The 26,053-nt window shown below is 54.4% G+C and carries 14 protein-coding genes; 9 read left to right on the forward strand and 5 right to left on the reverse strand.

Features of this window, described 5'->3' with window-relative positions:
- Positions 1–192: 192 nt before the first annotated feature.
- A complete protein-coding gene (locus AC6I7T_RS27505; protein WP_497791017.1) occupies positions 193–1,920 on the forward strand; it encodes a methyl-accepting chemotaxis protein in 1,728 nt (575 codons plus the stop codon).
- Between the two features lie 290 nt (positions 1,921–2,210).
- Here AC6I7T_RS27505 and AC6I7T_RS27510 read toward each other — a convergent pair whose 3' ends face one another.
- A complete protein-coding gene (locus AC6I7T_RS27510) occupies positions 2,211–2,648 on the reverse strand; it encodes a maleylpyruvate isomerase N-terminal domain-containing protein (protein WP_497791018.1) in 438 nt (145 codons plus the stop codon).
- A 768-nt stretch (positions 2,649–3,416) separates the two neighbouring features.
- Here AC6I7T_RS27510 and AC6I7T_RS27515 point away from each other — a divergent pair.
- Positions 3,417–4,895: a GH1 family beta-glucosidase gene (locus AC6I7T_RS27515; protein ID WP_497791019.1), complete on the forward strand. Its 1,479-nt coding sequence runs from the start codon at positions 3,417–3,419 to the stop codon at positions 4,893–4,895.
- Positions 4,896–5,560: 665 nt separating this feature from the next.
- Here AC6I7T_RS27515 and AC6I7T_RS27520 read toward each other — a convergent pair.
- Positions 5,561–7,033: a serine hydrolase gene (locus AC6I7T_RS27520; protein ID WP_497791021.1), complete on the reverse strand. Its 1,473-nt coding sequence runs from the start codon at positions 7,031–7,033 to the stop codon at positions 5,561–5,563.
- Positions 7,034–7,235: 202 nt separating this feature from the next.
- The gene (locus AC6I7T_RS27525) at positions 7,236–7,508 is read right to left on the reverse strand and encodes a hypothetical protein (protein ID WP_497791022.1); all 273 of its coding nucleotides are present in this window, start codon (positions 7,506–7,508) and stop codon (positions 7,236–7,238) included.
- A 252-nt stretch (positions 7,509–7,760) separates the two neighbouring features.
- Between AC6I7T_RS27525 and AC6I7T_RS27530 the strand changes: the two genes are divergently transcribed.
- From AC6I7T_RS27530 to AC6I7T_RS27555, 6 genes are all read left to right on the forward strand, one after another.
- Positions 7,761–17,495, forward strand: coding sequence for a choice-of-anchor D domain-containing protein (locus AC6I7T_RS27530; RefSeq protein ID WP_497791023.1), 9,735 nt, complete (start codon positions 7,761–7,763; stop codon positions 17,493–17,495).
- A gap of 23 nt (positions 17,496–17,518) precedes the next feature.
- Entirely contained in the window at positions 17,519–18,103 is a 585-nt protein-coding gene (locus AC6I7T_RS27535) for a hypothetical protein (RefSeq protein WP_497791024.1), read from the forward strand.
- A 956-nt stretch (positions 18,104–19,059) separates the two neighbouring features.
- Positions 19,060–19,410, forward strand: coding sequence for an ArsR/SmtB family transcription factor (locus tag AC6I7T_RS27540; protein WP_497791025.1), 351 nt, complete (start codon positions 19,060–19,062; stop codon positions 19,408–19,410).
- 80 nt (positions 19,411–19,490) lie between these two features.
- Positions 19,491–20,015 carry an SRPBCC family protein gene (locus tag AC6I7T_RS27545; protein ID WP_497791026.1) on the forward strand — a complete coding sequence of 175 codons (525 nt, stop codon included), beginning with the start codon at positions 19,491–19,493 and terminating at the stop codon, positions 20,013–20,015.
- Between the two features lie 50 nt (positions 20,016–20,065).
- Positions 20,066–20,482, forward strand: coding sequence for a DoxX family protein (locus AC6I7T_RS27550; protein ID WP_497791027.1), 417 nt, complete (start codon positions 20,066–20,068; stop codon positions 20,480–20,482).
- 58 nt (positions 20,483–20,540) lie between these two features.
- A complete protein-coding gene (locus tag AC6I7T_RS27555) occupies positions 20,541–20,969 on the forward strand; it encodes a DUF1801 domain-containing protein (protein WP_497791029.1) in 429 nt (142 codons plus the stop codon).
- A 413-nt stretch (positions 20,970–21,382) separates the two neighbouring features.
- Here the strand turns inward: AC6I7T_RS27555 and AC6I7T_RS27560 are convergent, their stop codons facing one another.
- The gene (locus AC6I7T_RS27560) at positions 21,383–21,973 is read right to left on the reverse strand and encodes a methyltransferase family protein (protein WP_497791030.1); all 591 of its coding nucleotides are present in this window, start codon (positions 21,971–21,973) and stop codon (positions 21,383–21,385) included.
- Positions 21,974–22,366: 393 nt separating this feature from the next.
- Between AC6I7T_RS27560 and AC6I7T_RS27565 the strand changes: the two genes are divergently transcribed.
- On the forward strand, positions 22,367–23,182 hold the full coding sequence (locus tag AC6I7T_RS27565) for a YcbK family protein (RefSeq protein ID WP_497791031.1): 816 nt from the start codon (positions 22,367–22,369) through the stop codon (positions 23,180–23,182).
- Between the two features lie 291 nt (positions 23,183–23,473).
- Here the strand turns inward: AC6I7T_RS27565 and AC6I7T_RS27570 are convergent, their stop codons facing one another.
- Complete coding sequence (locus AC6I7T_RS27570; protein WP_497791032.1) at positions 23,474–25,057, reverse strand: hypothetical protein; 1,584 nt, start codon at positions 25,055–25,057, stop codon at positions 23,474–23,476.
- Between the last annotated feature and the right edge of the window lie 996 nt (positions 25,058–26,053).

Genomic DNA, 26,053 nt, shown 5'->3' on the forward strand with positions numbered 1-26,053 from the left:
CCCCTCCTGTAGACACGTTGTTTGCGTGTATTGCTGTGAACCTTCCGTAAAGCGACAACTCGAGCCTGTTTATCGCAACTGAATCCGAGGTTCGGATGATCGTGCAACTTTGCATGCGATTATCCGCTAAGGGACTCAGCACGATGGATTTGTAGCCGATGCGACTGAGTACCGGGCGATAAAAGGAACTGTATGTTCAAAATTAATGATCTGAGCTTCAAAGTAAAGCTTGGCCTCATGATTGGGGCTTTTCTGGTTGGTATCTTTGTTTTCTCCCTATTTGCGTTTTCTACCTTGAAGGAAGTTGAAATCGGAAGCGAGCGTTACACGCTGATTTCTACAGATAAGGAAATGGTGGGCGAGTACACGCCTCCGACTCTGAATCTCACCGAGGTAAGACGAATTCTTCTGCAGATCGAGGGCGCGACTACGCCTTCGGAAACACAAGCTCTAATCGCCAAGGCTCGCGAGCAGGAACAGATCTTCAAAGCTCGCCATGCCTATTATGAGAATCGGGTCCATCATCCCAAGCTGAAGGCTGCTCTTAACGGAGAGGCTTACAGCGTCGGTCTTCACTTCTTCGAGTTGATGGATAACGGATATCTGCCATTGGTAGAGTCCGGACAGATGGAGGCCGCCAAAGATTTTCGCATTCACCAGCTGCGGCCTTTGTATGTTGCCGAGCAGGCCGCTGTCGATGAAGCAATCAGCACGCTAAACGAACTTGTAACCGATCGCGAAGCCGATGCAAGCAAAACAGTCGCTTCGAAGACAGTTCTTATGTTTGTTGTTCTCTTCCTTCTTGCCGGTGCGGCTACAACTCTTGGCATCGTGATGGCGCGGAGTATCACGCATGAGATTGCCCGTCTGAAGGATGCTCTGAAGGCCGTCTCCGAGGGCGATCTGACGACGACAATTAGTGATTGCTCGCAGGATGAGATCGGCCAGATTGGCATGTCGCTCAACGAAACGGTCCGCGCCATGCGCATCATGGTTTCAACGATCGGCACGCATGCAGAAAGCATCGCCAGTGCAGGCGAGGAACTTGCTTCTTCGGCCACACAGATTGCGCAATCGACCGAGACGCAGAAGGATCAGACCAGCCAGGTAGCCACGGCCATGCAGCAGATGTCGGCTGCGGTGAGAGACGTTTCCGAAAGCAGCTCGCGGACGGCGGCTCAGGCGCAGACGGCTGAGGAGCTTGCCGTTGACGGTGGTGAGGTCGTGAAGCAAACCGTCGACATGATCAAGAGCGTTGCTACGTCGACGCACGATACAGCGAAGAAGATGGAGCATCTGGGCAAGGCCAGTGACGAAATCGGCAGGATCATCGGAGTAATCCGCGAGATTGCCGATCAGACCAATCTGCTGGCTCTTAACGCAACCATTGAAGCGGCGCGAGCGGGTGAACAAGGACGCGGCTTTGCCGTGGTTGCCAGTGAGGTGCGGCGTCTTGCCGAGCGTACTTCCAGCGCGACGAAGGAAATCGAAGGAATGATCGCGACCATTCAGCGGGATACCTCCGATGCGGTTGACGCGATGCGCGAAGGAACGGCTCGTGTGAACGAGGGCGTCGATACGGCGGTCAAGGCTGGAGACTCGCTGCAGCAGATCATTGACAGCTCGAAGGGTATGCAGCAGATGATTACGCAGATTGCCTCTGCATCGAATGAAGAAGCTGCTGCAACCGAACAGGTCAACGGCAATATGGAAGAGATTGCGACGATGGTTCAGCAATCCGCCGTTGCTGCCAATGAGTCGGCCCGCGCCTGTAAGGAGCTTTCGAAGCTTGCCTTCGACCTGCAGAAGGTCGTTAGCAAGTTCAAGGTTCTCGACGAACGCAAGGTAAAGACACAGCTCCAGACGGAGAGGAGTCTTCCGGCTGTCCAATGGCAAAGAGCCCTGGGTGAACAGAGCTAGTTCCGTAAAGCAGCTTGTATCAGGGAATGGTAGTTTGCGGTTGAGAAGAGCGACGGGTGCCCCATCTTCGCGGTGCGGAACGAAGTGAAGCCCCCAGCTAAGGTGTGACGAGCGGAGGCTTCCATATCGGTAACCGTGCAATATTTTAGAACTTAGTTCTGTCCGGTTACCGATATCGAAACTTATGTTTGTCCCACCTTAACTCGCTTCGCTCGTGAAGATGGGGCACCCACAGATTCGCTGTAACGACACGTCCCTCAGCGTATTGTTGCCCGCAACAAGTCTTAGGCTTATCTACCAAGAGCTCGTTCGATTTGTTCAAGATGATGTTGCCGGTGGGCAGACCGATCCAGCCAGATTGTCTTTCCGGTGCTTTCAACCTTAGCCAGCATCTCCAGGCTAAGAGACTCGATTGCTTCATCGATCGCTTTCGCAATCTTCAAAGTTATGTTGGCCGCGACTCGTTCCGGAAGTTCGACGAGAAACACGCGTGCTACTTCGTTGACAAGATCGACGTCAAGTTCGGAAGGCCCGACTCCATGTTCCTGCCATCTACGCAGAAGAAGCAGCGCCCGCTGATCCCAAAAGGCCAGATGCGCTAAGTACCCAGCCACGGTCCACCCCTTGTCTCCTACCGCTTGTGACAATTCCTCGTTTGTGAGTTGATTTACCAATGCGGTCAAGCGCTCTCTTAGCGCTCGATTTTTCTCTGCGTATTGTGTGGGCATATTCCTCTCCTACTCAGATCAAGATTGTAACTGTAATTTCTTAGGCGTTGTTGTGCAACTCTCCGCGTTAAGGGATCAGTCATCCTAAAGTCGGATTACTTATGGAACACAGCCGTACTTAAGTTGAAGTTACAGCAACTGTCCGCATTGGCCATAAATGGACACTGCGGACAGTGAAGATAAGAGTACCGACGGCGTCTTCGCCCACACCGGGGATGCAGAGTAGGACTGAAAGCGTTACCGATGTTCCCGGTTCATGCTGTTACCAATCTGCTCGGTTCGTACCGAGGCAGGGCGGAATAAAAGATGAGTCATTGGCTTATGTTGTAGCGCTGAGTCAATGGGGCTCGCTGCGTTGGTTTCTCTCCCGTAGGGAGCAGCCGATAATAGCCCCGGGTGTAGCGAAGCGAAACCCGGGGTAACATACGAAATAAATATTGCCCGCCCCGGAGGTGGCGGGACGAATGCTTGCTTAATCCCGTGAAGTAAGATTCGTTCCACCCCATACGGGGCGGAGATTTTTGTGGGGTAAGCTATCCCCGCGCTCCCGTCCGCGAAGCGGACTCCGCACGGGGCTATTGTATTGGCATCCCTACCGGGACGCCCTTTGCGTGTGGACGCCGGCGGTACAAGGGGAGTCTGCTGTAAGTTACTTTTACTTTGAACATCTCTATGGTTACAAAAAATCGACTAATTGTACTTATTACGGTGCCATTTCTCTTAGTTGCTCTGATATGATTTGTTGCAATTTTGAGGGAGGGTTCTCAGATGGATCGCAGAAAGTTCCTGCGCCGTTCCGTTCTGGCCGCAGGGGGTGCGTGGGCGGCTCGTAATGGCATGGCTCAGCTGGCCTCACCGGCCGCAACAACTAAGATGACAACGGCACCAGCTTTTCCAAAAGACTTTCTCTGGGGAGCAGCCACTTCGGCTTATCAAGTAGAGGGAGCCTGGAATGTCGATGGCAAAGGCGAATCGATCTGGGATCGTTGGGCGCACACGCCCGGCAAGATCAAGGACGGAACCACGGGCGATGTAGCCTGTGACCAATATCATCGTTACAAAGAAGACATCGCGCTGCTCAAGCAGCTCAATCTGAAGACCTATCGCTTTTCCATCAGCTGGCCGCGTGTATTGCCCAAAGGCACCGGTTCGCTGAACGAGAAAGGATTGGACTACTACAAGAGGCTGACGGATGCTTTACACGATGCCGGAGTCCGTCCTTTCTGCACCTTGTATCATTGGGATCTGCCGCAGGTTCTCGAAGACAAGGGAGGCTGGCCGAATCGCGATCTAGCCTCCTATTACGCCGACTATGTTGGTTTGATGGCAAAGCATCTCGGCGACCGCATCCAAGTCTGGGCTCCTTTCAACATGCCCTCCTGGTTTACAGAATTCGGCTACGGACGCGGCTGGACTGCTCCGGGACGCGCTAATACCGGCGATTATCTTCGTGCCATGCACACGGTAGCCTTGGCTCAAGGCATGGGCTATCGAGCCATCAAGGCTGCTTCTTCACGCGCTACCGTGGGCAGTGCCTATGAGATGGAGCCCTGTTATCCGCTTACAGATAGTGAAGCGGATCGTCGCGCAACGGAACGCTTTGATGCGTTACACAATGTCCTCTTCCTTTATGCCTCTCGTCATGGCGACTACCCGAAGGCCTTTCCCGGTGAGATTCCGTATGAGGCAATGGGCTTTCGCTCCGGAGACGAGAAGACGCTCAAGGTCCCGCTTGACTGGTTGGGTGTCCACTATTATGTGCGTCTCTCGGTTGCTGCGGCTGAAGCTGCGGCCCCTGTTGCAGGACAGCCTGTCAATCCAATGTCACAATTCCGTGTGAGCGATTACAAGGAAGGTGCTCGCACGGACACCGGTTCCGAGATATGGCCACAGGCTTTCTACGATATGCTGATGCGTCTGACACGCGACTATGACCGGCCGATTATCGAGATCACCGAAACGGGTGGTGTTTTCAATGACCAGCCGGATAAGGATGGCCGCATCCACGACGAACGTCGTATCGATTTCTACCGCACACATCTTGCGGCGATGTCGCGTGCTATCGCGGACGGTGCCCGCGTGCGTGCCTATCATGCCTGGAGCTTGCTTGATAACTTCGAGTGGGACTCAGGCCTCTCTAGTCGTTACGGCTTGACTTGGGTGGATCATGCGACCCAAAAGCGCATCATCAAGGATTCGGGACACTGGTACAGCAAAGTAGCCGCAACCGGACGCCTGGATACTTAGTGTGTAAGAGTACCGCCGGACTCCAGGCCGGGGTCCCCGGCACGCGCGGTTTTCGCGTGTTGGGGTGGAGGACCGGCTGTCGTGTGGGCGTCCTCGCCCACACAGGCGATGGAGCGTAGGACTGGAATCGTTACCGATGTTCCCGGTTCATTCTGTTACCAATCTGCCCGGTCCGTACCGAGTTAGATTTTCTCCCGGAGGGAGCAGCCGATAATAGCCCCGGGTGAAGCGAAGCGAAACCCGGGGTAACATACAAAATAAATATTGCCCGCCCCATAGGAGCGGGACGAACGATTGCGTAATTCAGTGAAGTGAGATTCGTTCCGCCCCATACGGGGCTGAGGTCTATTAAGATTGGGATACCCCGGGTTTCGCTTCGCTACACCCGGGGCTAGTGTATTGGCATCCCTACCGGGACGCCCTTTGCGTGATGTCGGCCAATTCTCATGATCTATCGAAAACTATCGAAGCCCGATTGTTGCAGAGATATTCTCTGATATCTATCTCTGCAATGTAGAAACTTCAGGGGTGGGCGTCCTCGCCCACACAGGCGATGCAGCATGGGAAACGAGAAGTATAGTTCTATTACTGTCATCCCCGGTGGAGGGCCTGGAGACCCTCCACGACAGCCGGCGAGGACGCCGGCGGTACAAGGGGGAAGTGCCTTACTGACGAATTCCTTTGTGCTCCTGACCGCCTTGATGCAGGATGATGTAACTCGCCTGTTCTTTGCCATCGAAGAAGAACTCTACTTCGGCATCCACTACTTTGAGAAAGAACTTCGTCTGCGACTCCGGATAGACAGGAAACTTTGGCTGGTTAGTCGTCTGAGTCATCAGCTGATCGCCTTCTAGGGTAAAGGTAACTTTGAAGTTAGGGCTGAGCTGGTATGTTCCCACGTACTTCGCCAGAGTTGCGGAGTCTACCTTTACTTGTGTTCGAAGAGTTGGCTGCCAGCCAGGCCAGTTGTACGTCATAGCAATTGCGTGCATCACCTCCGCGGCCAGACGTCCTCCGCCTTGTGTATTCGTCATTACGGCAGCGCCGCTGCCATTGTGATCGAATCCGACGAAGAGGCTCTCATAGCCTGCATTGGAGCCTCCATGGGAGAACCATGCATCGGCAGCTTCTCCACCGAGTTGAAGTCCCAAGCCCCAGTTACCTTTTCCCGGAGTCAACATCTGCTGGGTCATGGACTGGGAAAGCACGTGATTTGCCTTGCCGTCCAACGAATTCTGCACTTCGACAATGTATCGGCAAAGATCTGAAGGTGTAGTCCATAGACCGGCAGCAGCCATTTCCGGATAAGTGTGCGGCCCACCCTTCACGGGAGTTCCATCGTGTTCGTAGGGCATGGCCGCATTTGCGAGAAGCGCCTTCGGAAGAGGCTGTTGATAGGTGCTATGGCTCATTCCACTGGGCGCCAGCACCTCGTCATGAAGAAATAGCGGATATGGCTTCTTAACTGTATCGATCACCAGTTGCTGCATCACAGTGTATCCGCCGCCGGAATATCTCCACTCTTTTCCCGGAGGAGTGTCCAGCCGGATCGGGTCTGTATTTGTGGGAGCTTCTCCATTCAATACCTGAACAAGAGTGGGCACCGGAGCTCCCGAGGCATATCCGGGAAAGCCATGCACGGTAAGTCCCGCGGTGTGAGTAAGTAATTGCCGCAGCGTGACAACTGCGCCCGGCGCGGCTGTGCTCGCGGGAAGCTTCCAGCTTGTGAGGTTTGTATTGATGTCCGTGTCGAGCGAAAGCTTCTTTTCCTGCACCAGCCGAAGCGCACCCATGGCCGCAACCGGTTTGCTGATGGAACCAGCCTGGAAAAGTGTGTCGGGATTGACAGTTTCTCCGCCACTTTGGCGAAGGCCATATCCTTTGGCCCACTCGATTTTGCCGTTATGGAGAACGGCAATGCTAATTCCGACAATGTGCAGATCCGCCATTCGTTTGAATAGGGAAGTGCATTCCTTGGGCTCGCCTTTGACCACAACAGCAGGCGGCAGGCAAGATTCCACCGCTTCTATGTGTTTTTCTATCTCTGAAGCAGTTCCAGCGGTCGTGGCTTGACCATAAATGAGTGCCGGGCTCAAAACTAGCAAGACCGTAAAGACCTTTAACGTTGCTGCTCTCACGCTAGCCTCCATGTGGAGAGCAGTATACGCGGAAATCGCTGCACCTATTAAGGCGCCCTCCTTTATGGTTTGAAGCGAAGTTGAGCAGCCGTTTAGGTGGGACGAGTGAAGACTTCCATAGCGGTAGCCGAACAACATTTGACAAGGATAACTATGTCGGGTTACGGGGTCTAACACTTTCGTGTTATCCAATTTATTTCTCCTAATACCGATATAGCAATATCGATATATCTTCAACGATTTGGGACTTTCGCTGTTGTCGTTGGAGCATCTTGCGGTAATGCATTAACGCGGATGAACCTGCTATCTGCTTGTAAGTACACGAGGTAAGTACGGCATTGCTCGCAGAGTGCGAGACCAATGCTGTTCCGGATCTTTCTTTTCCCATCTTTGAAAAGTGGTTCGCTTCAGGCTGGATGTTTATGCTGCGCTCCCAATCCGGGAATTGCAGATTATCGAAATTTTTACGTTTCATAAGAATGTCTTCACTTTGACCCGATTATGGAAATTGTGATCGTCGACACAATATGAGTCGGATATAGTCCGGAGTGTCTAACTCCAGGACAAGCCTCTCCTGTTGGTTTTGTTTGCAGTAAGTCATAAGCCCCGGCGACACGAGTGATTTTTCTTTGTCCACGCAGATGCAAAGCGAACGATAGCTATGTGCGTGAATCGGTTATCGCAAAGCAATTCTCTGTCAGCTGGATGCTGCCAAATGGAGTTTGTCATGATAAGAAAAGCTGCGGCCCTTGGACTGATGGCGATCTTGTGGTTGGTACTGCCGACTTGTAGCAGCGCGCATACTCTTACCCCGAATCTTGGCGGCAACGTCCATCCATATGTTTTGGGCGGGTCTGCCACCCAAAATAACATCACGATCACGCAGAACTTCAGCAGCGTTTATTACGTCGATACGAAGACGTCGCCCTATCCTACGGGGTTCTATGCGGTTTACAACATTACCAACAATTCCAGTTCCGATCTTTCGGATGTATGGGTAACGTTGGGAAGTTTCACCGGTACCACCATCTATCTCTCGCTGGGTGGGAACGATACGGGAGTTGCGCATCTTGGAACACTTGCTGCCGGAGCCAGTAAGCCCGCTTATTTCTATCTGTCTGTGGATTGTTCCGCCTATACGAGCGGCAATTGCAATATCTCCACGGCGCAAGGCTTCACCGTTGATGTTTATTTAGGACCTCCCGTTGACAACCTGCTTGCATCTCTGACGACGAACGATATCACGGTTTCCGAAACGATCGCCGCGAGTGCCAACAAGGTGACCAGCGGCAGCATTTCTACTACGACGCCGACGGTTGGCAGCACCTTTACCGTAACCGTGAATGGTTCGACGGGAACGATTGGCGGCAGCAATATCTTTGCTTTGAGCCCTGAGACAGACTCTTCGTTTCCAGCGGACAGCTTCCAGCTCATCAATACCAGTCTCACCTTCAGCAATGGCGGGAGTGGGACATATACCAATTATCTGCAGATACCCACTTCGGTAATGTCGGGAATCTCCAGTGCCGACTACTCGGTGACCTATACCTACCGGGTGACGGGGACGACTTCGAGTAACACAACAATACAGCCGATCGCCTATATCAATAGCGGCTCGGCGATCAAACACACAACCGTTTCGTCTCTTGGAAATATTCCAGCCATTCAGCCTGCCAGCAACTCACTGCTGTTATCGATGTCCGCTTCACCAACCTCTCTCGGCTTGAGCGGCGGTACGGTTACCTATACCGTGCATGTGACGAATTCGGGTTCGACGGCAGCTTCCTTGGACGAGTTCATCGATGCTTTGGCGAGCTCTCCCGACGCGGAAAACTACATTACCGGCAGCTCAACATTTGCGGGGCAGAGCATCAACGATCCGACGATCAATGGAAATACGTTGATCTGGGCCGGAACCTTTACAGTTCCCGCCGGTGGTTCTGCCAATCTGGTCTTCCAGACCACAATTCCCGAGACCGTGGGAACCTATACGGATTTCTTTTATGGGCTGGTATCTGCTTCCCAGATAGACACGACTGCGAATACTTCGGACGATGCCGAAGCAACTACCTCCGTCACTGTATCTTCGCAGCAGTCGACAACCATTTCTATATCGAATATTCCTTCAAGTGCCTCGTATGGCGGCAGCTTTACTCCTACCTATACCTACATCGGCGACGGCACCAAGTCGGTAAGTTCGAACTCGACAAGTGTATGTACCGTGACAAGCGGTGTAGTGCACTACGTGGGAGTTGGAACTTGCTCCTTGAAGGCGAGTGCAACAGCTGGGACTAACTACTCGGCGACAACCGGCTCGACGCAGACCTTCTCTGTAGGTCAGGCGACCCCGACCGTCAGCGTTTCGAATCTGCCCAGCAGTGGTACGTATGGAGGCAGTTTCACTCCGACATTCAGCTATACCGGTGACGGTACAGCTTCTGCCAGTTCGAACTCGACAAGCATCTGCACGATTACCAGCGGCGTGGTGCACTACGTGGGAGTCGGGACCTGTTCCTTGACAGCAAGCGCAACGGCAGGAACCAACTACGGATCTGTGACCGGTTCGGCGCAGACATTTTCAGTAGGCCAGGCCACGACGACCATCGGTATTTCGAACCTGCCCGCCAGTGGAACATACGGTGGCAGCTTTACTCCGACGTTCAGCTATAGCGGTGATGGCAGCATGTCGGTTAGCTCGAATTCCACGAGCATCTGTACCGTAACCAGTGGAGTGGTACATTACGTGGGAGTAGGAACCTGCTCGTTGACAGCAAGCGCAGCTGCAGGAACCAACTACGCGGCGGCGACGGGGACAGCCCAGACCTTTTCGGTAGGTAAGGCGACACCAACGATTAGTGTTTTGAATCTACCTGCCAGCGGAGCCTATGGAGGCAGCTTTACTCCAACGTTCAGCTATACGGGCGATGGGACGACTTCTGTAAGTTCGAACTCGACAAGCATTTGCACGGTAACGAGCGGCGTGGTGCATTACGTAGGAATCGGAACCTGTTCTCTGACAGCGAGTGCAACGGCAGGAACCAACTACACCTCAGTAACGGGTAGCGCTCAGACCTTCTCAGTAGGTCAGGCAACACCGACAATTAGTGTTTCGAATCTTCCGGCTAGTGGGACATACGGCGGTAGCTTTACGCCGACGTTCAGCTACACGGGAGACGGCACAACTTCTGTTAGCTCGAACTCGACGAGCATCTGCACGGTAACGAGTGGAGTAGTGCATTATGTAGGAGTCGGAACTTGCTCTCTGACGGCGAGTGCAACGGCGGGAACGAACTATACCTCAGTAACGGGGACAGCCCAGACGTTCTCGGTAGGTAAGGCGACGCCGACGATTAGTACTTCAAATCTTCCGGCAAGTGGGACATACGGCGGAAGTTTCACTCCAACCTTCAGCTACACGGGAGACGGCACAACTTCTATTAGCTCAAACTCGACAAGCATCTGCACGGTAACGAGTGGAGTGGCGCATTACGTAGGAGTTGGGACATGCTCTCTGACCGCGAGTGCAACGGCAGGAACAAACTACAATTCAGTGACGGGCACGGCGCAGACATTCTCAGTAGGCCAAGCGACACCGACAATCAGTGTTTCGAACTTACCTGCCAGTGGAACATACGGCGGTAGCTTTACGCCGACATTCAGCTACACGGGAGACGGCACAACTTCTATTAGTTCGAACACGACGAGCATTTGCACAGTGACGAGTGGAGTGGTGCATTATGTTGGAGTCGGAACTTGCTCTTTGACAGCGAGTGCAACGGCAGGAACAAACTACAGCTCGGTGACGGGTACAGCGCAGACCTTCTCGGTGGGCCAGGCGACACCGACAATCAGTGTTTCGAATCTTCCGGCCAGCGGTACATACGGCGGAAGCTTCACCCCGACGTTCAGCTACACGGGAGACAGCACGACGTCTATTAGCTCGAACTCGACGAGCATTTGCACTGTAACAAGTGGAGTGGTGCATTACGTTGGAATCGGAACCTGCTCACTGACAGCGAGTGCAACGGCAGGAACAAACTACAGCTCGGTGACGGGTACAGCGCAGACGTTCTCGGTCGGCCAGGCGACGCCGACAATCAGTGTCTCGAATCTACCAGCCAGTGGGACATACGGCGGGAGCTTTACGCCGACGTTCAGCTATACGGGAGACGGCACAACTTCTATTAGCTCGAACTCGACAAGCATCTGCACGGTAACGAGCGGAGTGGTGCATTACGTAGGAGTAGGGACCTGCTCGTTGACAGCGAGTGCAACAGCAGGCACGAATTACGCGTCAGTGACGGGGACGGCGCAGACGTTCTCGGTAGGTCAGGCGACGCCGACAATCAGTGTTTCGAATCTACCAGCCAGCGGAACGTACGGCGGGAGCTTTACGCCGACGTTCAGCTATACGGGAGACGGCACAACTTCTATTAGTTCGAACTCGACGAGCATTTGCACGGTGACAAGCGGAGTAGTGCATTACGTAGGAGTAGGGACCTGCTCGTTGACAGCGAGTGCAACAGCAGGCACGAATTACGCGTCAGTGACGGGGACGGCGCAGACGTTCTCGGTAGGTCAGGCGACGCCGACGATCAGTGTTTCGAATTTGCCAGCCAGCGGAACGTATGGCGGGAGCTTTACGCCGACGTTCAGCTATACGGGAGACGGCACAACTTCTATTAGTTCGAACTCGACGAGCATTTGCACGGTGACAAGCGGAGTAGTGCATTACGTAGGAGTAGGGACCTGCTCGTTGACAGCGAGTGCAACAGCAGGCACGAATTACGCGTCAGTGACGGGGACGGCGCAGACGTTCTCGGTAGGTCAGGCGACGCCGACGATCAGTGTTTCGAATTTGCCAGCCAGCGGAACGTATGGCGGGAGCTTTACGCCGACGTTCAGCTATACGGGAGACGGCACAACTTCTATTAGTTCGAACTCGACGAGCATTTGCACGGTGACAAGCGGAGTAGTGCATTACGTAGGAGTAGGGACCTGCTCGTTGACAGCGAGTGCAACAGCAGGCACGAATTACGCGTCAGTGACGGGGACGGCGCAGACGTTCTCGGTAGGTCAGGCGACGCCGACGATCAGTGTTTCGAATTTGCCAGCCAGCGGAACGTATGGCGGCAGCTTCACGCCGACGTTCAGCTATACGGGAGACGGCACAACTTCTATTAGTTCGAACTCGACAAGCATTTGCACGGTAACGAGTGGAGTGGTGCATTACGTAGGAGTAGGGACCTGCTCGTTGACAGCGAGTGCAACAGCAGGCACGAATTACGCGTCAGTGACGGGGACGGCGCAGACGTTCTCGGTAGGTCAGGCGACGCCGACGATCAGTGTTTCGAATTTGCCAGCCAGCGGAACGTATGGCGGCAGCTTCACGCCGACGTTCAGCTATACGGGAGACGGCACAACTTCTATTAGTTCGAACTCGACAAGCATTTGCACGGTAACGAGTGGAGTGGTGCATTACGTAGGAGTAGGGACCTGCTCGTTGACAGCGAGTGCAACAGCAGGAACAAACTATGCGTCAGTAACGGGCACAGCACAGACCTTCTCGGTAGGCCAGGCGACACCGACGATTGCAATTTCAAATCTGCCGGGCAATGAGCCTTATGGTGGAAGCTTCACCCCGACGTTTAGCTACACGGGAGACGGCACAACTTCTATTAGCTCGAACTCGACGAGCGTCTGCACGGTAACGAGTGGAGTGGTGCATTACGTGGGAGTCGGTACCTGTTCCTTGACCGCAAGTGCAACGGCAGGAACCAACTATGCAGCGGTAACGGGCACAGCACAGACCTTCACCGTTCATCAAGCAACACCGACGATCAGTATTTCGAATCTGCCTGCCAGTGGTATCTATGGAGGCAGCTTTACACCAGCATTCAGCTACACGGGCGATGGCATTGCCTCCTTAAGTTCGAACTCGACCAGCGTCTGCACGGTTGCTGGCGGCGTGGTGAACTATATAGGAGTTGGAATCTGCTCGCTGACGGCAAGTGCAACGGCGGGAACTAACTATGCGTCAGTAACAGGCACAGCTCAGACCTTCACTGTAAGTAAACAGACCGCGACCGTAACTCTGGGCAGCTTGAACCAGACCTTCAACGGATCACCCAGAGCGGCAGTCGTGACGACTTCGCCAGCCAGCTTGGCCGTAACAGTTACATATAACGGCAGCACTACCGTACCGACCTCGGCTGGTACCTATACGGTTGTAGTGACGATCAACGATCCCAACTACAGCGGCACAACCACTCAGACTCTGGTAATTGCTCCGGCGAGCCAGACAATCAACTTCGCTGTTCTGCCTTCACCGGTATTCAGCAGCGTTGCTCCTCTTCAGTTGTCGGCTGAGGGCGGGGCCTCGGGCAATCCCGTGGTCTTCAGCCTCCTCTCGGGCCCGGCGACGGTCAACGGCAGTGTTCTGACGATTACCGGAGCCGGAGTCGTGACGGTCGCGGCAAATCAGGCAGGAAACAGCAACTATCTTGCAGCAGCGCAGGCGACACAGAGCATCAGCGTTGTTGGCGCGACGCTTAGCCTGAATACGGCGGCGCTGAACTTCCTGAATCAGCCGGTGAGAACTACCAGTCCGACACAGACACTGATTCTCAGCAACACGAACACCTTCCCCATCACCATTACGGGGATTCAAACCTCTGGCGACTTCACCGCAGCCAACAGTTGCGCAGTCATTGCAGCCCAGGCCAATTGCAGTGTGAACGTCACGTTCACGCCTGCTGTGACCGGCTCGCGTACAGGCACTCTGACCATTGCCAATGCACAATCGAATACAGTGCAGACGGTCTCATTGGCAGGTGTCGGTACAGAGGCGAGCATCCATACTTCTCCTGCGTCTCTCGGCTTTGGCAGCCAGCTTGTAGGCAGCACCAGCACCGGACAGGCGATTACCATCCAGAACACAGGATCGGCTACCCTGGCAATTTCAAATGTAGCTACTGCGGGCGATTTTGCTACTACGGGGAACTGCGCAAGCGTACCTGCCGGAAGCAATTGCAGCCTGACGGTGACCTTCAGCCCGACAACATCGGGAGGCCGTACCGGTACCTTGACCCTGTCAAGCAACACGGGCAGCGGCACGCAGAGCCAGATAATCAATCTCTCCGGTGTCGGCACTCAGGCGGGAGCGACTCTGAGCCCCGGAGTGCAGACCTTCCCGGCGACTCTGGTCGGTTCGCGCAGCCGTTCATTAACGGCTACCCTGACCAACACAGGCAGCGCCGCGCTGACCGGAATATCTGTTTCGATCCTGGGAGATTTCACTGAGACCGATAATTGCCCGGCAGCACTCGCGCCTCAAGCTAGCTGCTCGCTGCAAATCGTCTATGCTCCAAGTGTCGCCGGTGCCGAAACTGGAACTATAACGGTTACTAATAATCTCGGCTCGCAGACGGTCTCTCTGGTCGGAACCGGGTTGGTTCCGGGCGCGACGCTAAGCAACTCGCAACTCGTCTTCGGAAATCAGTTGGTAAATACCTCATCGCAGGCCCAGACCGTCGTCTTCACGAATACGGGAACCGGTGCGGTCACTATCAACTCTGTAAGCGCAACCGATAATTTCACCTACACAACGAACTGCACCGGCCAGATTGCGGCAGGAGCAAGTTGCAGCGTGAACGTCATCTTTACTCCGTCGGCGGCAGGCTCGCTGAATGGCACTGTCACCATTACCGATTCCGCCGGGACACAGACGTTTACGGCGCAAGGGCAGGGCGTAAATCCTGGTGTGTCGATTACGCCTTCGTTCGTCATCTTCGGAGCCCAGTCCGTAAACACTGCCAGCCCGGAGCAGACGCTGACGGTTACCAATACCAGTACGGTTCCTCTGACGCTCAATCCAATCGCGGTCTCCAATAACTTCGTGGAGTCCGATCAGTGTCCGGCAGTTCTGCCTGCAGGTGGCACCTGCCTGATCAGCGTGAGCTTTGCCCCGACGGCGACAGGAAGCTTGTACGGTTCTTTGCGCTTCAGCGATACCTCCGGGTCCGTTTCGACAGTGGTAACACTGAGCGGGCAAGGAACCGTTGCCGGTATCTCCATCTCGCCTGCATTGCTCTCCTTTGGAAGCCTGCCGGTAGGCACTACCAGCCAGGCACAGACGGTCACGGTGCGTAATACAGGATCTGCACCGCTCTCGATCAGTTCGGTAAGCGGAACGGGAGACTTCTCCGAAGTCGATACCTGTACCGCTAACGCCATTGCTCCGGGCGGCTATTGCGTTATCAACATTACGATGACGCCGACCACGATGGGCACACGTACGGGAACGATTCAGCTTATCGATAACGCCGACGGCGTTCGTCTGATATCGCTCAGCGGCGTAGGTCAGCAGGCCGGTGTCAGCGTCTATCCCACTACGCTCTCCTTCGGCAGTACGCCTTACGTCAGTGCAGCTCAGGCCTCGCAGGCCACAGGAACAGCGCTGAGCGTGACGATTGCGAACAAGGGCAATGTGCCGCTGGAACTTGGCGGCTTCGCGACTCGGGGCGACTTCAACGAAAGCGACAACTGCGGATCGACGGTTGCGGTTGGCAGTGTCTGCACCTTGACGGTTCGCTTCGTGCCGACGGGGCTGGGACATCGTACCGGTGTCTTGACCATCAAGGACAACGCCGGAGGCGGTGCACAGGAAGTTTCTCTAGAGGGAGATGGCAGTCCGTATGGCTTGATCCTCTCTCCGCCGGTGATTAACTTCGGCGTGCAGACAGTAGGGAAGACGTCGCATGACCAAACGGCCACGCTGACGAATAATACCGGGCGTGCGCTTGCTAACCTGGCGATTACACCCAGCGGCGAGTTCAGCGAGACCGACAATTGCGGATCGACGCTCGCCAACGGTGCTACCTGCACACTGAACATTACGGTTACTCCGGAAACTACCGGAGCAATCACCGGTTCCGTGGCAATCACCACCGGGTCGACTACAAACGCAAGCGCCAATGCGGTTCATAGTTACGGAGTCACTGCGAATAGAGTTACAGCGAATGCTGCGTCAACTTCCGATTCCAAGGTCGGGGTGGTAGCAGTCTCTGCTTCTGCGATTCCTCCTGGCGTCGGTCTCTCGATTCCGCAACTGAGCTTTGCCGTCACCTCGGTGGGAACACCTAGCACCGGACAGACGATTACTCTGACCAATACCGGCACGGCACTTTCGTTAACAAACCTCAGCATTAGCGAATCCAATGCTGCCGAATTTCCGTTTACCACTACCTGCCCGGCCACGCTGGCGGCGCAGGCTACTTGCAGCATCACCGTACGTTTTGTTCCCAGTGGATATGGACTGCGCTCCGGTGTTATGAACATCACGGCCGATGGTGGAATCTCTGCGGTGTTGCCGGAGAGCGGAACGGCTTCCAAGGGTACACCTTCGATCACCTGGACAACTCCTGCTGCGATCAGCTACGGAACTCCACTGAGTGCAGCTCAGCTCAACGCCGTTATCGGTGGAGGATTGACCGGAAGCCTGACGTACTCGCCTGCTGCGGGTACAGTGCTCAATGCCGGTACGCAGACGCTTTCTGTAACCTTCACGCCGACAAATGCGGTCGATCAGAGCGTGTCGACACAGAATGTGATTCTCCAGGTGAATCCCGCTCAGTCTGTTGTAGGGCTGACCGTGGATCACCCGACGATCATGGCGCAGACACCTATAACCTTTACCGCTTCAATCAGCTCCGGTGCAGGAGTGCCTGCAGGCAATATCGTCTTTACCGATGGAGCGGCAACGCTGGCGACGGTGCCCTTGCAGAGTGGTGTGGCCACTTACACAACCAGTGCTTTGGCAATTGGCCAGCATCCGATCACAGCTGTATATAGCGGTGCTCCGAATTACGCGGCAGCAGTTAGCAGTGTATTGCCTGAGAGCATTCTGGACTTCACCTTGAGCCCCAGCTCAGGTGCCGGCTCCTCGCAATCCGTAGTACCAGGCAGTAATGCTGCCTATCCGCTGGATATCGTGCCTAGCAGCGGAATTAGCTTCCCGACAGTAGCTACACTGACGGTGACCGGATTACCTGCGGGAGCTACAGCGACACTGAGCGATTCCCGGTGGACCCAGGTAAGTGCTGCTTCATGGCAAATTCCTGCTGCCACTAAGTTGACCAATCTTTCGCTCAACATCAAGGTACCAGGGCAGACAGTAACTTCCCGTTCGGCAGACGGACCAATGGGCAAAGTACCTCCTGTGGCATGGGGCATCTTGTTACTGCCCTTTGTCGGAAGACTTCGCCGGGCTGGAAAGCGCTTTGCCGGAAAAGTCGCCCTGTTGCTTGTTCTGGCTGCGGGCGTAGCGGCAACAGCCGGTTTGACCGGATGCGGTGCGCAGAACGGCTTCAACGGACAGGCGCAGAAACAATACACCATCACCGTGACACTGACGGCTGGTTCGTTGTCTCACTCGACTGAACTGACTCTCACGGTGCAATAGCAAGGAGAAAGGAGATGCATTTCATGATGTTTCGTAGAAAGGTGCTCCTTGCTGGAGCCTGCTTGGCAAGTACGCTATGCTCCTTGGGGCAAGTGCGCAATGCTCAGAAGAGTTTTACCGGTCCCGTCGAGGTGGCAGTTACCTTTGACGCTATGCACTCCAACACTGTCTCCGGTTATAACTTCTGGATGCAGGGTGGAGCGGTCCAGATAGCCGGACGTATTACTCGTAACTGGGAGATAGCTGGAGATGTCTCCGGTGTGCACACCGGAAATATTGCCCAATCGGGAGTGGGGCTGGATCTGATTACGGCTGTCTTTGGTCCTCGATATACCATGACCGCGCCGAACGGTCGTTTGCGAGTGTACGGTCAGGCGATGGGCGGAGTTGCCCACGGACAGAACAGCCTCTTCCCGAATCCGAAGGGGGCAACATCCAGCGCTACTGGATCTGCCCTACTGGTAGGCGGAGGAGTGGATTATCCAGTTTCGCATCGCATGGCAATTCGTGTGATCGATGCCTCCTGGATAAGAACAGCGCTGTCCAACGGAACCACGACGGTCCAGAATAACCTGCGGCTCGGCTCGGGAGTTGTCCTGCGATTCTGATTTCTTCATGTTCGGTAATCGGACGAAGTCTTCGTACGAGAAGAATGGTCTGGAGTTCCGAAGAAATGTGCAAATGTGCGAGCGGGGACATAGGTAACACCTTGAATCGGGCATCCCGGAGGGATGCCTAGAGTTTCTACATTTTTCGCGAAGGATAGCAACAAAGAACAACGAATATAACAGCAATTTCGGTCGTTCCAACCATTGGCCAGGTTGTGTGTCAGGGATGGCCTTCAGGCCATCCGAAAACAGTCTTCGTTAAGAGAGCAGAAACACTTTCGGTAACATCTGCACCGGGAAGAACAGAGGCACTAAACCTATACCAGTTTGAGCGTTTTGGTCATTGCTTCCACAAGCGAAGATACTCTCAAACAGTACCTTGCAGCTATTCGGCCTGCTCAATTTCCCGTAGTATTCGTTACCGAGAATGTTAAGCCACTCTTAGGAAGACGGCTTTCGGATGGCCTGAAGGCCATCCCTGACACATGACCAAAGCCACTTCGCTTTGGGGACTCTGGTTATGTCCAAAGATTTCCTGCAATTTCAATTCGAAGAATGTAGAAACTCATTGCGTCCCGGAGGGATGCAATGAGAATAGCCACGGGTGTAGCGTAGCGAAACCCGGGGATAGCTACGCAAATAAGTCCTCCGCCCCGTATGGGGCGGAACGAATCGTACTATCGCTGGATTGGGCAAGATTTCGTCCCGCCACCATATTGGGGTGCGTTACCCCGGGTTCCGCTACGCTACACCCGGGGCTAATATCTCGGCATCCCTCCAGGATGCCATCTGCGCATCGTCTGCGGCCTTCCATGGTCTATCGGACATAACCTATCGCAACTTTGTCCCTTCAGGGATATCCCTTCTTACCCGGTAAGCCCACGCCCACAAATTTTATATGCCTCCTCTGGAATATGCCTTGACAGGTATATGCACGATTAGGTATGTAATGAGATGTGGAATCTGTCTTCGAAATCATTGCGGAGCCGAATCGCCGCGCTATCTTGAGTCTCCTGGCCTCGTCGGAGCAGTCGGTTGGAGAGATTGAGCGTCAACTTCGTATGTCGCAACCGGCTGTGTCAAAGCATCTGCGGGTGCTGCGGGAGGCCGGATTTGTGGAATCGACCGTGGATGCGCAACGCCGTCTCTATCGGCTAAGGCCTGAACCTCTCCAGGAGGTGGACGACTGGCTGTCGCAATTCCGACAGTTCTGGTCGGCTCATGTGGATGCTCTCGAGCGCCATCTCGACCACATGGAGCGATTAGCTCAAACAAAAAAGAAGAAGACAAAGCCTAAGTCCAAGTAACTCAGTAAGTGCTCTCGTAAGACCAGCTCGACCGGATAGTTCCATCCACGCCAAACGAAAAGTAAGACGAGGAGAAGAAGATGACCGATCGCGATCAATACACGCCGGGTCCCGCCTCTGGGGCTCAGGTACGAAAAGATGGAGAGAAGTGGACGCTCATCCTTGTGCGGGAGCTGCGTCACTCACCGGAGAAGGTCTGGCAGGCTCTCATCGATCCGGAACAACTGCGCGAGTGGGCTCCCTTTGAAGTGAATGGGAGCCTGGGCACGGTTGGCCCGGTGAATCTTACCTGGACAGGGACAGCGCAGGTTTCCGAAACAAAGGTGACGCGGGCCGAGGCGCCTAAAGTGCTTGAATACAGCGACCTCCGCTGGGAGCTTGAGCCGCTGGGCAAGGGAACTCGCCTTACGCTCTGGCACAGTATCGATCGCCGTTACATCTCCTGGGGCGCTGCGGGATGGCATATCTGCTTCGACGTTCTCGACCGGCTTCTCTCTGGGGAGCCGATCGGGCGCATCGCTGGCCCCGATGCCATGAAGTTCAAGGGCTGGCAACGCCTGAGCGCCGAGTATGCAAAACAATTCGCTGTCGAGACTCACGGCTAAGCGCCCAGCACTCACACGTGTTGAAGAACAGCAGCAGGAGGAGGATTTCCATGGAATCGACCATGCAGAAGACGGCCTTCGTCGCCGCCAAAACTACCCCGAAAGCCATCAATATTGCCTATTGGACCGTTACCGCGCTCTTCTGCTTGCAGATGAGCTTTACCGCCTACGCACAACTGCGTCTGCCGGAAGTGGCGCAGGCGTTTGTTCATCTCGGCTTTCCCGCCTACTTCCGGGTAGAACTCTCCTTGGCTAAGCTTCTCGGAGTAGTGCTGCTGCTCGCTCCGCTTCCGGCGAGGCTCAAGGAATGGGCTTACGCAGGCTTTGCCATCAACCTTGTCTCGGCTGTCATCGCTCATCTTGCCGTGGGCGATGGCCCTGAGGCTTGGGGCTGGGCAGTGGGCACCAGCGTACTTTGGGTGCTCTCGTACTTCTGCTGGCGTCGTTTGCATGCAGCATCGTTCTAGACGTGTTTACAGGTTGTGCCGCGCATCGCTAAATTAATTGCGAAAACTGGAGCCATATATGAAGAAGCCCGTAGCGGAGGGATCGGCCTCCGCCCTGATCGACGAAAGGATCAAGGAACTTGGAGACTGGCGTGGGAAGATGCTGGCCAAGGTGCGCCAGATCGTGCACGAGGCAGATCCAGAGGTTGTCGAAGAGTGGAAGTGGATGGGGACTCCCGTCTGGTCTCATGGCGGCATCATCTGCACGGGAGAGACCTACAAGAGCGTCGTCAAATTGACCTTTGCCAAGGGTGCTGCGTTGGAAGATCCTGCGGGTCTCTTCAACTCCAGCCTCGAAGGGAACGTCCGGCGCGCTATCGACATTCACGAAGGCGAGAAGGTCAAGGAAGCGGCCTTGAAGGAGCTTATCCGCGCCGCTGTAGCCCTCAATCTAGAGAGCAAAAGCAAGCCGAAGCCAAGGCGAACAAGCAGCAAACGTGCCAGCTAGAGCAAAGGCAGCGTGGATGTATTCGAACCACAAGGAATTCCTAAATCTTGCGAAGGATATCAATAAAGAACAGAGAAATATAACAACAATTTCGGTCGTTCCAAGCATTGGTCAGGCGTTGTGTCAGGGCATGACTTCAGTCATGCCGCAGGTCGAGTTCTTAAAAGTTTTGGGCTTTAGCCCCTGTGCCTTTTCTTCGCTAGATAGGTATAGCTATAGGGGGATTTCTCTGCCGGATCGATCAGTCCTGCTTTTACATCAGCATTTGGGCTAGGTCTTGCCAGAACAGGGGCTAAAGCCCGAACCACTTTTCGCTGCCTTTGCGGCATGGCTAAAGCCCATGCCCTGACACAAAACCGATATCTCATCTTCAAGACAGTTTCTCCACCTATTCGGGCAGGACACGGAACACATCACCAGAGAAGCGGCACCAGTCTGTATCTCACCCTGTGCGCATAGTCGGCATAGCCATCCAGTTCGTTCCGGAGGGTGCGGTCTTCGAGCGCCGTTCGCAGCACTCCGACGGCAGCTGTTATAGCCGCAGGAATAAAGGCCCAGCGGGAATTCAGGATTAGCGGTGTGACGAGCGTAAAGAGGACCATGCCCGTGTATCCCGGATGCCGTATGAAGCGATAAGGCCCGCTTGAGACGACCACGTGACCGCGATCCTTCTGAATGCGAACGATAGCAGAGAAGAATCTGTTGGTGCCCATGGACCAGGTGACCAGGGCGATGGCCAATGCAGCTAGGACGACACCTGCGAGAACAGACAGCGGTCCCATAGTTTTCGAGGAGTGAAACCGGGTATCGAGTCCCGCCGTGATCCATGTTGCCACGGGGCCTAGAAGAACCATGACGAAGACAATTGGCTTGTCCCAGTTCTTGCCAGCCTTGGTGTTGCTGCGTTCCGCCTTTAATTCGGGGTTGTTCCACAGCAGAATCATGCTTACTACGCTGGCGGCGGAGTTTAATCCCAGCAGCAGCCACGCATTCGACCAGTACAAGTTTCCTGAGGACAGGAAAAGGCAAGATGAAGTTATAGCGAGACTGAAAACATAAGGGATAAACTGCTTCAGAATCGGAGCTTGCATTATCCCATCGAAACTACGCTTGAGCCGTTACATCGTAATGTGACTCTAGGCACAAAGTGGAGTGAGCAAGAATACCCTCGCTGAGCAACTTATCTTCTCAAGTCCAAGATTCTGCTAAAGCTAGCTAAATCAGATCTGGCGCGGCTTCCCGTTATAGGCTCGTGTAGATTCAGGCTTGGCCCGTAATGAATCTTTCCGCCGCAGGTTGCCAGCATCGATTTCAATCCGTAAGATAGAAAAATGTTTCGCTGCCGATAGGCAGAGTAGAAGCATTCCGCATTGCTAAATACATACGACTAGGGAGAAGTGAGAACCTTGGCGCTGCAAACCAAACGACGGAGCTATGCTGCTTGGCCGATACCACGGCTTGGATTTCTTAAGTCCCTCGTTTCTACCCGCGCCCTTCCGCTTTTCGTCCTCGTCGCTTTGATGTGTGTAGCTGTTCCTCCGGCACATGCCCGCAAATCGGCTCTCCGCAGACATCCCAGGCTTCGGGCTCTTGCTCATGCCTTCGTCGATGCTGCTCTACCGACAGAGGGCTTCCTTCCGGATACCGATGATGCCGTGCCCGCCGATGGAAAGAAATACGAGTTGACGCTGGTTCGCAAATATTCGGGCGATATCGTCAATGTTGTGTACCGGATCGGCGATACCTACATCCCCGGGGCTCTGGACAGGCTCAATCAGTTTCTGCGCGACAGCCATAATGAAGAAGTAAGCCACTTCGACCCACGTACCTTCGACGTCCTCCATACCGTGCTCGCGAAGGTGGGAAGACCCAGCGGACAGGTCGATATTGTTTCCGGCTACCGCTCGCAGGAGACCAACGACCTGCTGGTTGAGAGTAGAACCACCAATGCCGCCAGATTTTCGCAGCATATCTACGCCAAGGCTGTAGATGTCCGGGTTCCCGGCGTTCCTGCTGCGGAATTGCGCGATGCGGCGCTGTCACTCGGAGCAGGTGGCGTAGGATACTATCCTCGCGGTCAGTTTGTACATATCGATGTAGGTCCGGTCCGTCAGTGGACCTTCGCACCCCACGCGGCACATGCGACCCGCGCATCTGCCAAGAAGCACGCTCACAAGCATGCTGCTGTAAAGCACCACAATAGACGCGCCTAACAAAGCGTCGTTCCTTCGTCCTCATCTACATTCCGGGTGCCCCATTTTCACGCTGCGAAACGAAGTGAAGCAGCAGTTAAAGTGGGGGGAACAGATGTGTCGTCCTCGGTAACCGGGCGATGCTTGGGATTTTGCGACGATGCTTGGGATTTAGCTTTGTTCGGCTACCGATATGAAAACTTTTGTGGGTCCCACTTTAACTCGCTTCGCTCGTGAAAATGGGGCACCCGGATATCTCTTGCAGGCAGAAAAATCCTCCGGCTACCGCTATTGAAGCCGCATTCCTTCCTATTAGCGTGCGTGTTGATAGATGTCGTAGCACTCGTACTCTGCTACCTTGCCCATCCAGAACTGTGCTCCGCAAAACTCGTGCGTCTTATGGAAATGGTGTTTTGCCAGATGTACAGAAGCATCGCTCGACCTTGGAGGCTTAGGCGACGACATACCTCCGGTAGGAACAACAACGATAGCGTTGTTCGACAGAGGCTCATTGAGAATCCGCTTGGCATCTACAGATCTTTTCGTTGACCATGTCCAGAAGGTGTCGTTCCAATTGTCGAAGACATTGTGATCGAAGTACGGCAGCACTGCCTCACCATAGAAGTTTGTGCAGTAGATATGCCTCTGACCAACGTAAGGAGCAAGAAATTCGGCCGTCGCCTTCGATCCGGAATAAGGTCCGCGAATCTCGTCATAGATGCTCTTCGCTGTTCCAGGCATCTGCGCAATTACCAACACCGCCAGGATAGCTGCAAGCGTCAGCGTGGCCGATTCTCTCTTTGTATCCTCCGTAGGCCAGGCTCCCCATACTGAGACGAGAAAGGCCGTCAGAGCCATTCCGTAATGCCAGGGACGCGACCAGACAAAGCCCATCGCAAGCACCGTGAACAGAAAAGGAAGAGCACAGGTAAGCCGCCTGACCGCGATAAACCAGGACAGAACCAGCAGCAGTAGGACCACACTCTGAATCAATCCAAAGGATTGATTCACCGATCCTACCGGATAGAGCAGAAGCAGGCAGGAGGCCAGCGCCGGATAGAACCACGAACCCTTTCTGGCGGCGAAGATCCAGATTGCGAGGACCAGCACAAGGCTCAATGTCCAGGAGGGAGTCAGCCCGATTGCCTTGCTGAATTGCGAAAAGCCATCGAGGGCCCTGGTAATCGCATCTATTATCGAGCCCTGATGCAGCTGAACCGCCGGTTTGGAACTGCAGTCCGGCGCGGGCATGGCCAGCTTTCGGGCAATCAGCCCCGAGGCTGCGATCAAACCACCGCCGAGTACTATGTGAGATGTCTTGATGCCGGAGGCCCGGTTACTCCAGACACCGCAAACCCATTGCCAGCCAAAGGCGCAGGTGACTCCCGCGGCGATCATGCAGCCGTGCATATTGCTCTGTGCCAGCAAGGCGAGCATGACGGCAAAGGGCAGTACGGGAACAGGCCTCATCTTCCAGAGCGCAGCGGCAGTAAAGGCCAGGAGCGTCGAGAGAGCATAGCTTCGCGATACCACCGCATACTGATACTGATAGTAAAAAGCGAAGGGAATAAGAAGACGCGCCGGAGCAGGCAGCGGGCTCTTGCTCAGCCAGACATACATCCCCGCGACGACCAGTACGACGGAGACCACCTCCATCGTTCGGTAGGGCATCCCGGTGCGAGTAAAGATCTCAAGCAGGAAATGCCAAAGCGGGGGACTGCCCTCGTAGCCCATCTGATGCAGAAGACGGGGAAGGTTCGCATCTCGGGCCAGAATCCAGGCTTGCGCCTCATCGCACCAGGGCTCGTGAAAGAAGGCTGCTACGCCTGCAATCGTCGTGAACAGAAGCAGCACCAGGCTTTCGGCCAGAGACGTGGTTCCGAACCAGCGTCTCATGATTCCCTCATTGGCCAGCTGCGGATTCGCCTGAAGCTTAACCCTTACCAAAACTCTACGTACTCCTATTTCAGATCTTCTACATAGTGTAAATTAGTCGTCTATAGTAACTGTATCGATTGCATATTGTGCTAACTACAATATGGGGAGTTCACAGACGTTACGCAAAGGGTATGCGGAGGTATGCTATTGGAGTTTCTCCATCCCCTAGATTAGGATTCCCGACTCGTGTGCGACTGAGCTTCGTACCGTCCCCACGGGACGGGGGCATCCTGTAGGGATGCCAAGAGAATAGCCACGGGTGAAGCGTAGCGAAACCCGTGGACCCAATGCCAACAAGATCTCCGCCCCGTATGGGGCGGAACGAATTTACTTCGCTGGATTGGGGTAAGCGTTCGCCCCGCCACCTGCCGGGGCGGGAAATTATTTGGGATACGTTACCCTGTGTTTCGCTGCGCTTCACCCGGGGCTAGTTTGGTAGCATCCCTCCGGGATGCTTTCTGGAACGTGGCCAATTTTCGAGCAAGTGAGCCAGCAAAGGTAGCATCTCCCGGGATGCTTTGCCGACGGAGGCACAATGCAAGGAGAAGCGGAGACTTTTCTTCCACTGTTTCCTTTCCTACTTCCTGATTGGAATTGTAGAAACTCCAGAATGGCGTTCCATTCTGTTGCTAAGCCGGAGTCCCAGGACACGTGTTCTTGTGTTCCAGGGTGCGAATAAGAGACCCCCACTTACTCTCAACCCCAGACTAAAATGCACCTATTAATGATTTCCATGTTATAAGGTCCGGATACTCAGCGACAAATGGGATCATGCGCATTGCATATTTCTGAATAAATGTGGCCATCCCGGAATTACCGAAGAGTCAACTTTTTCTTTGTCTGTTAACGGTAATGTTAGCATGTATGCTTTGTTGTATTACTATGCTTTGTATACAGTCTTAGCTATATCCATATATAGTCGAAGAAGTTGTGGCATTTGGGCCGACGAGTTGC

Source organism: Humiphilus diazotrophicus, assembly GCF_059726315.1.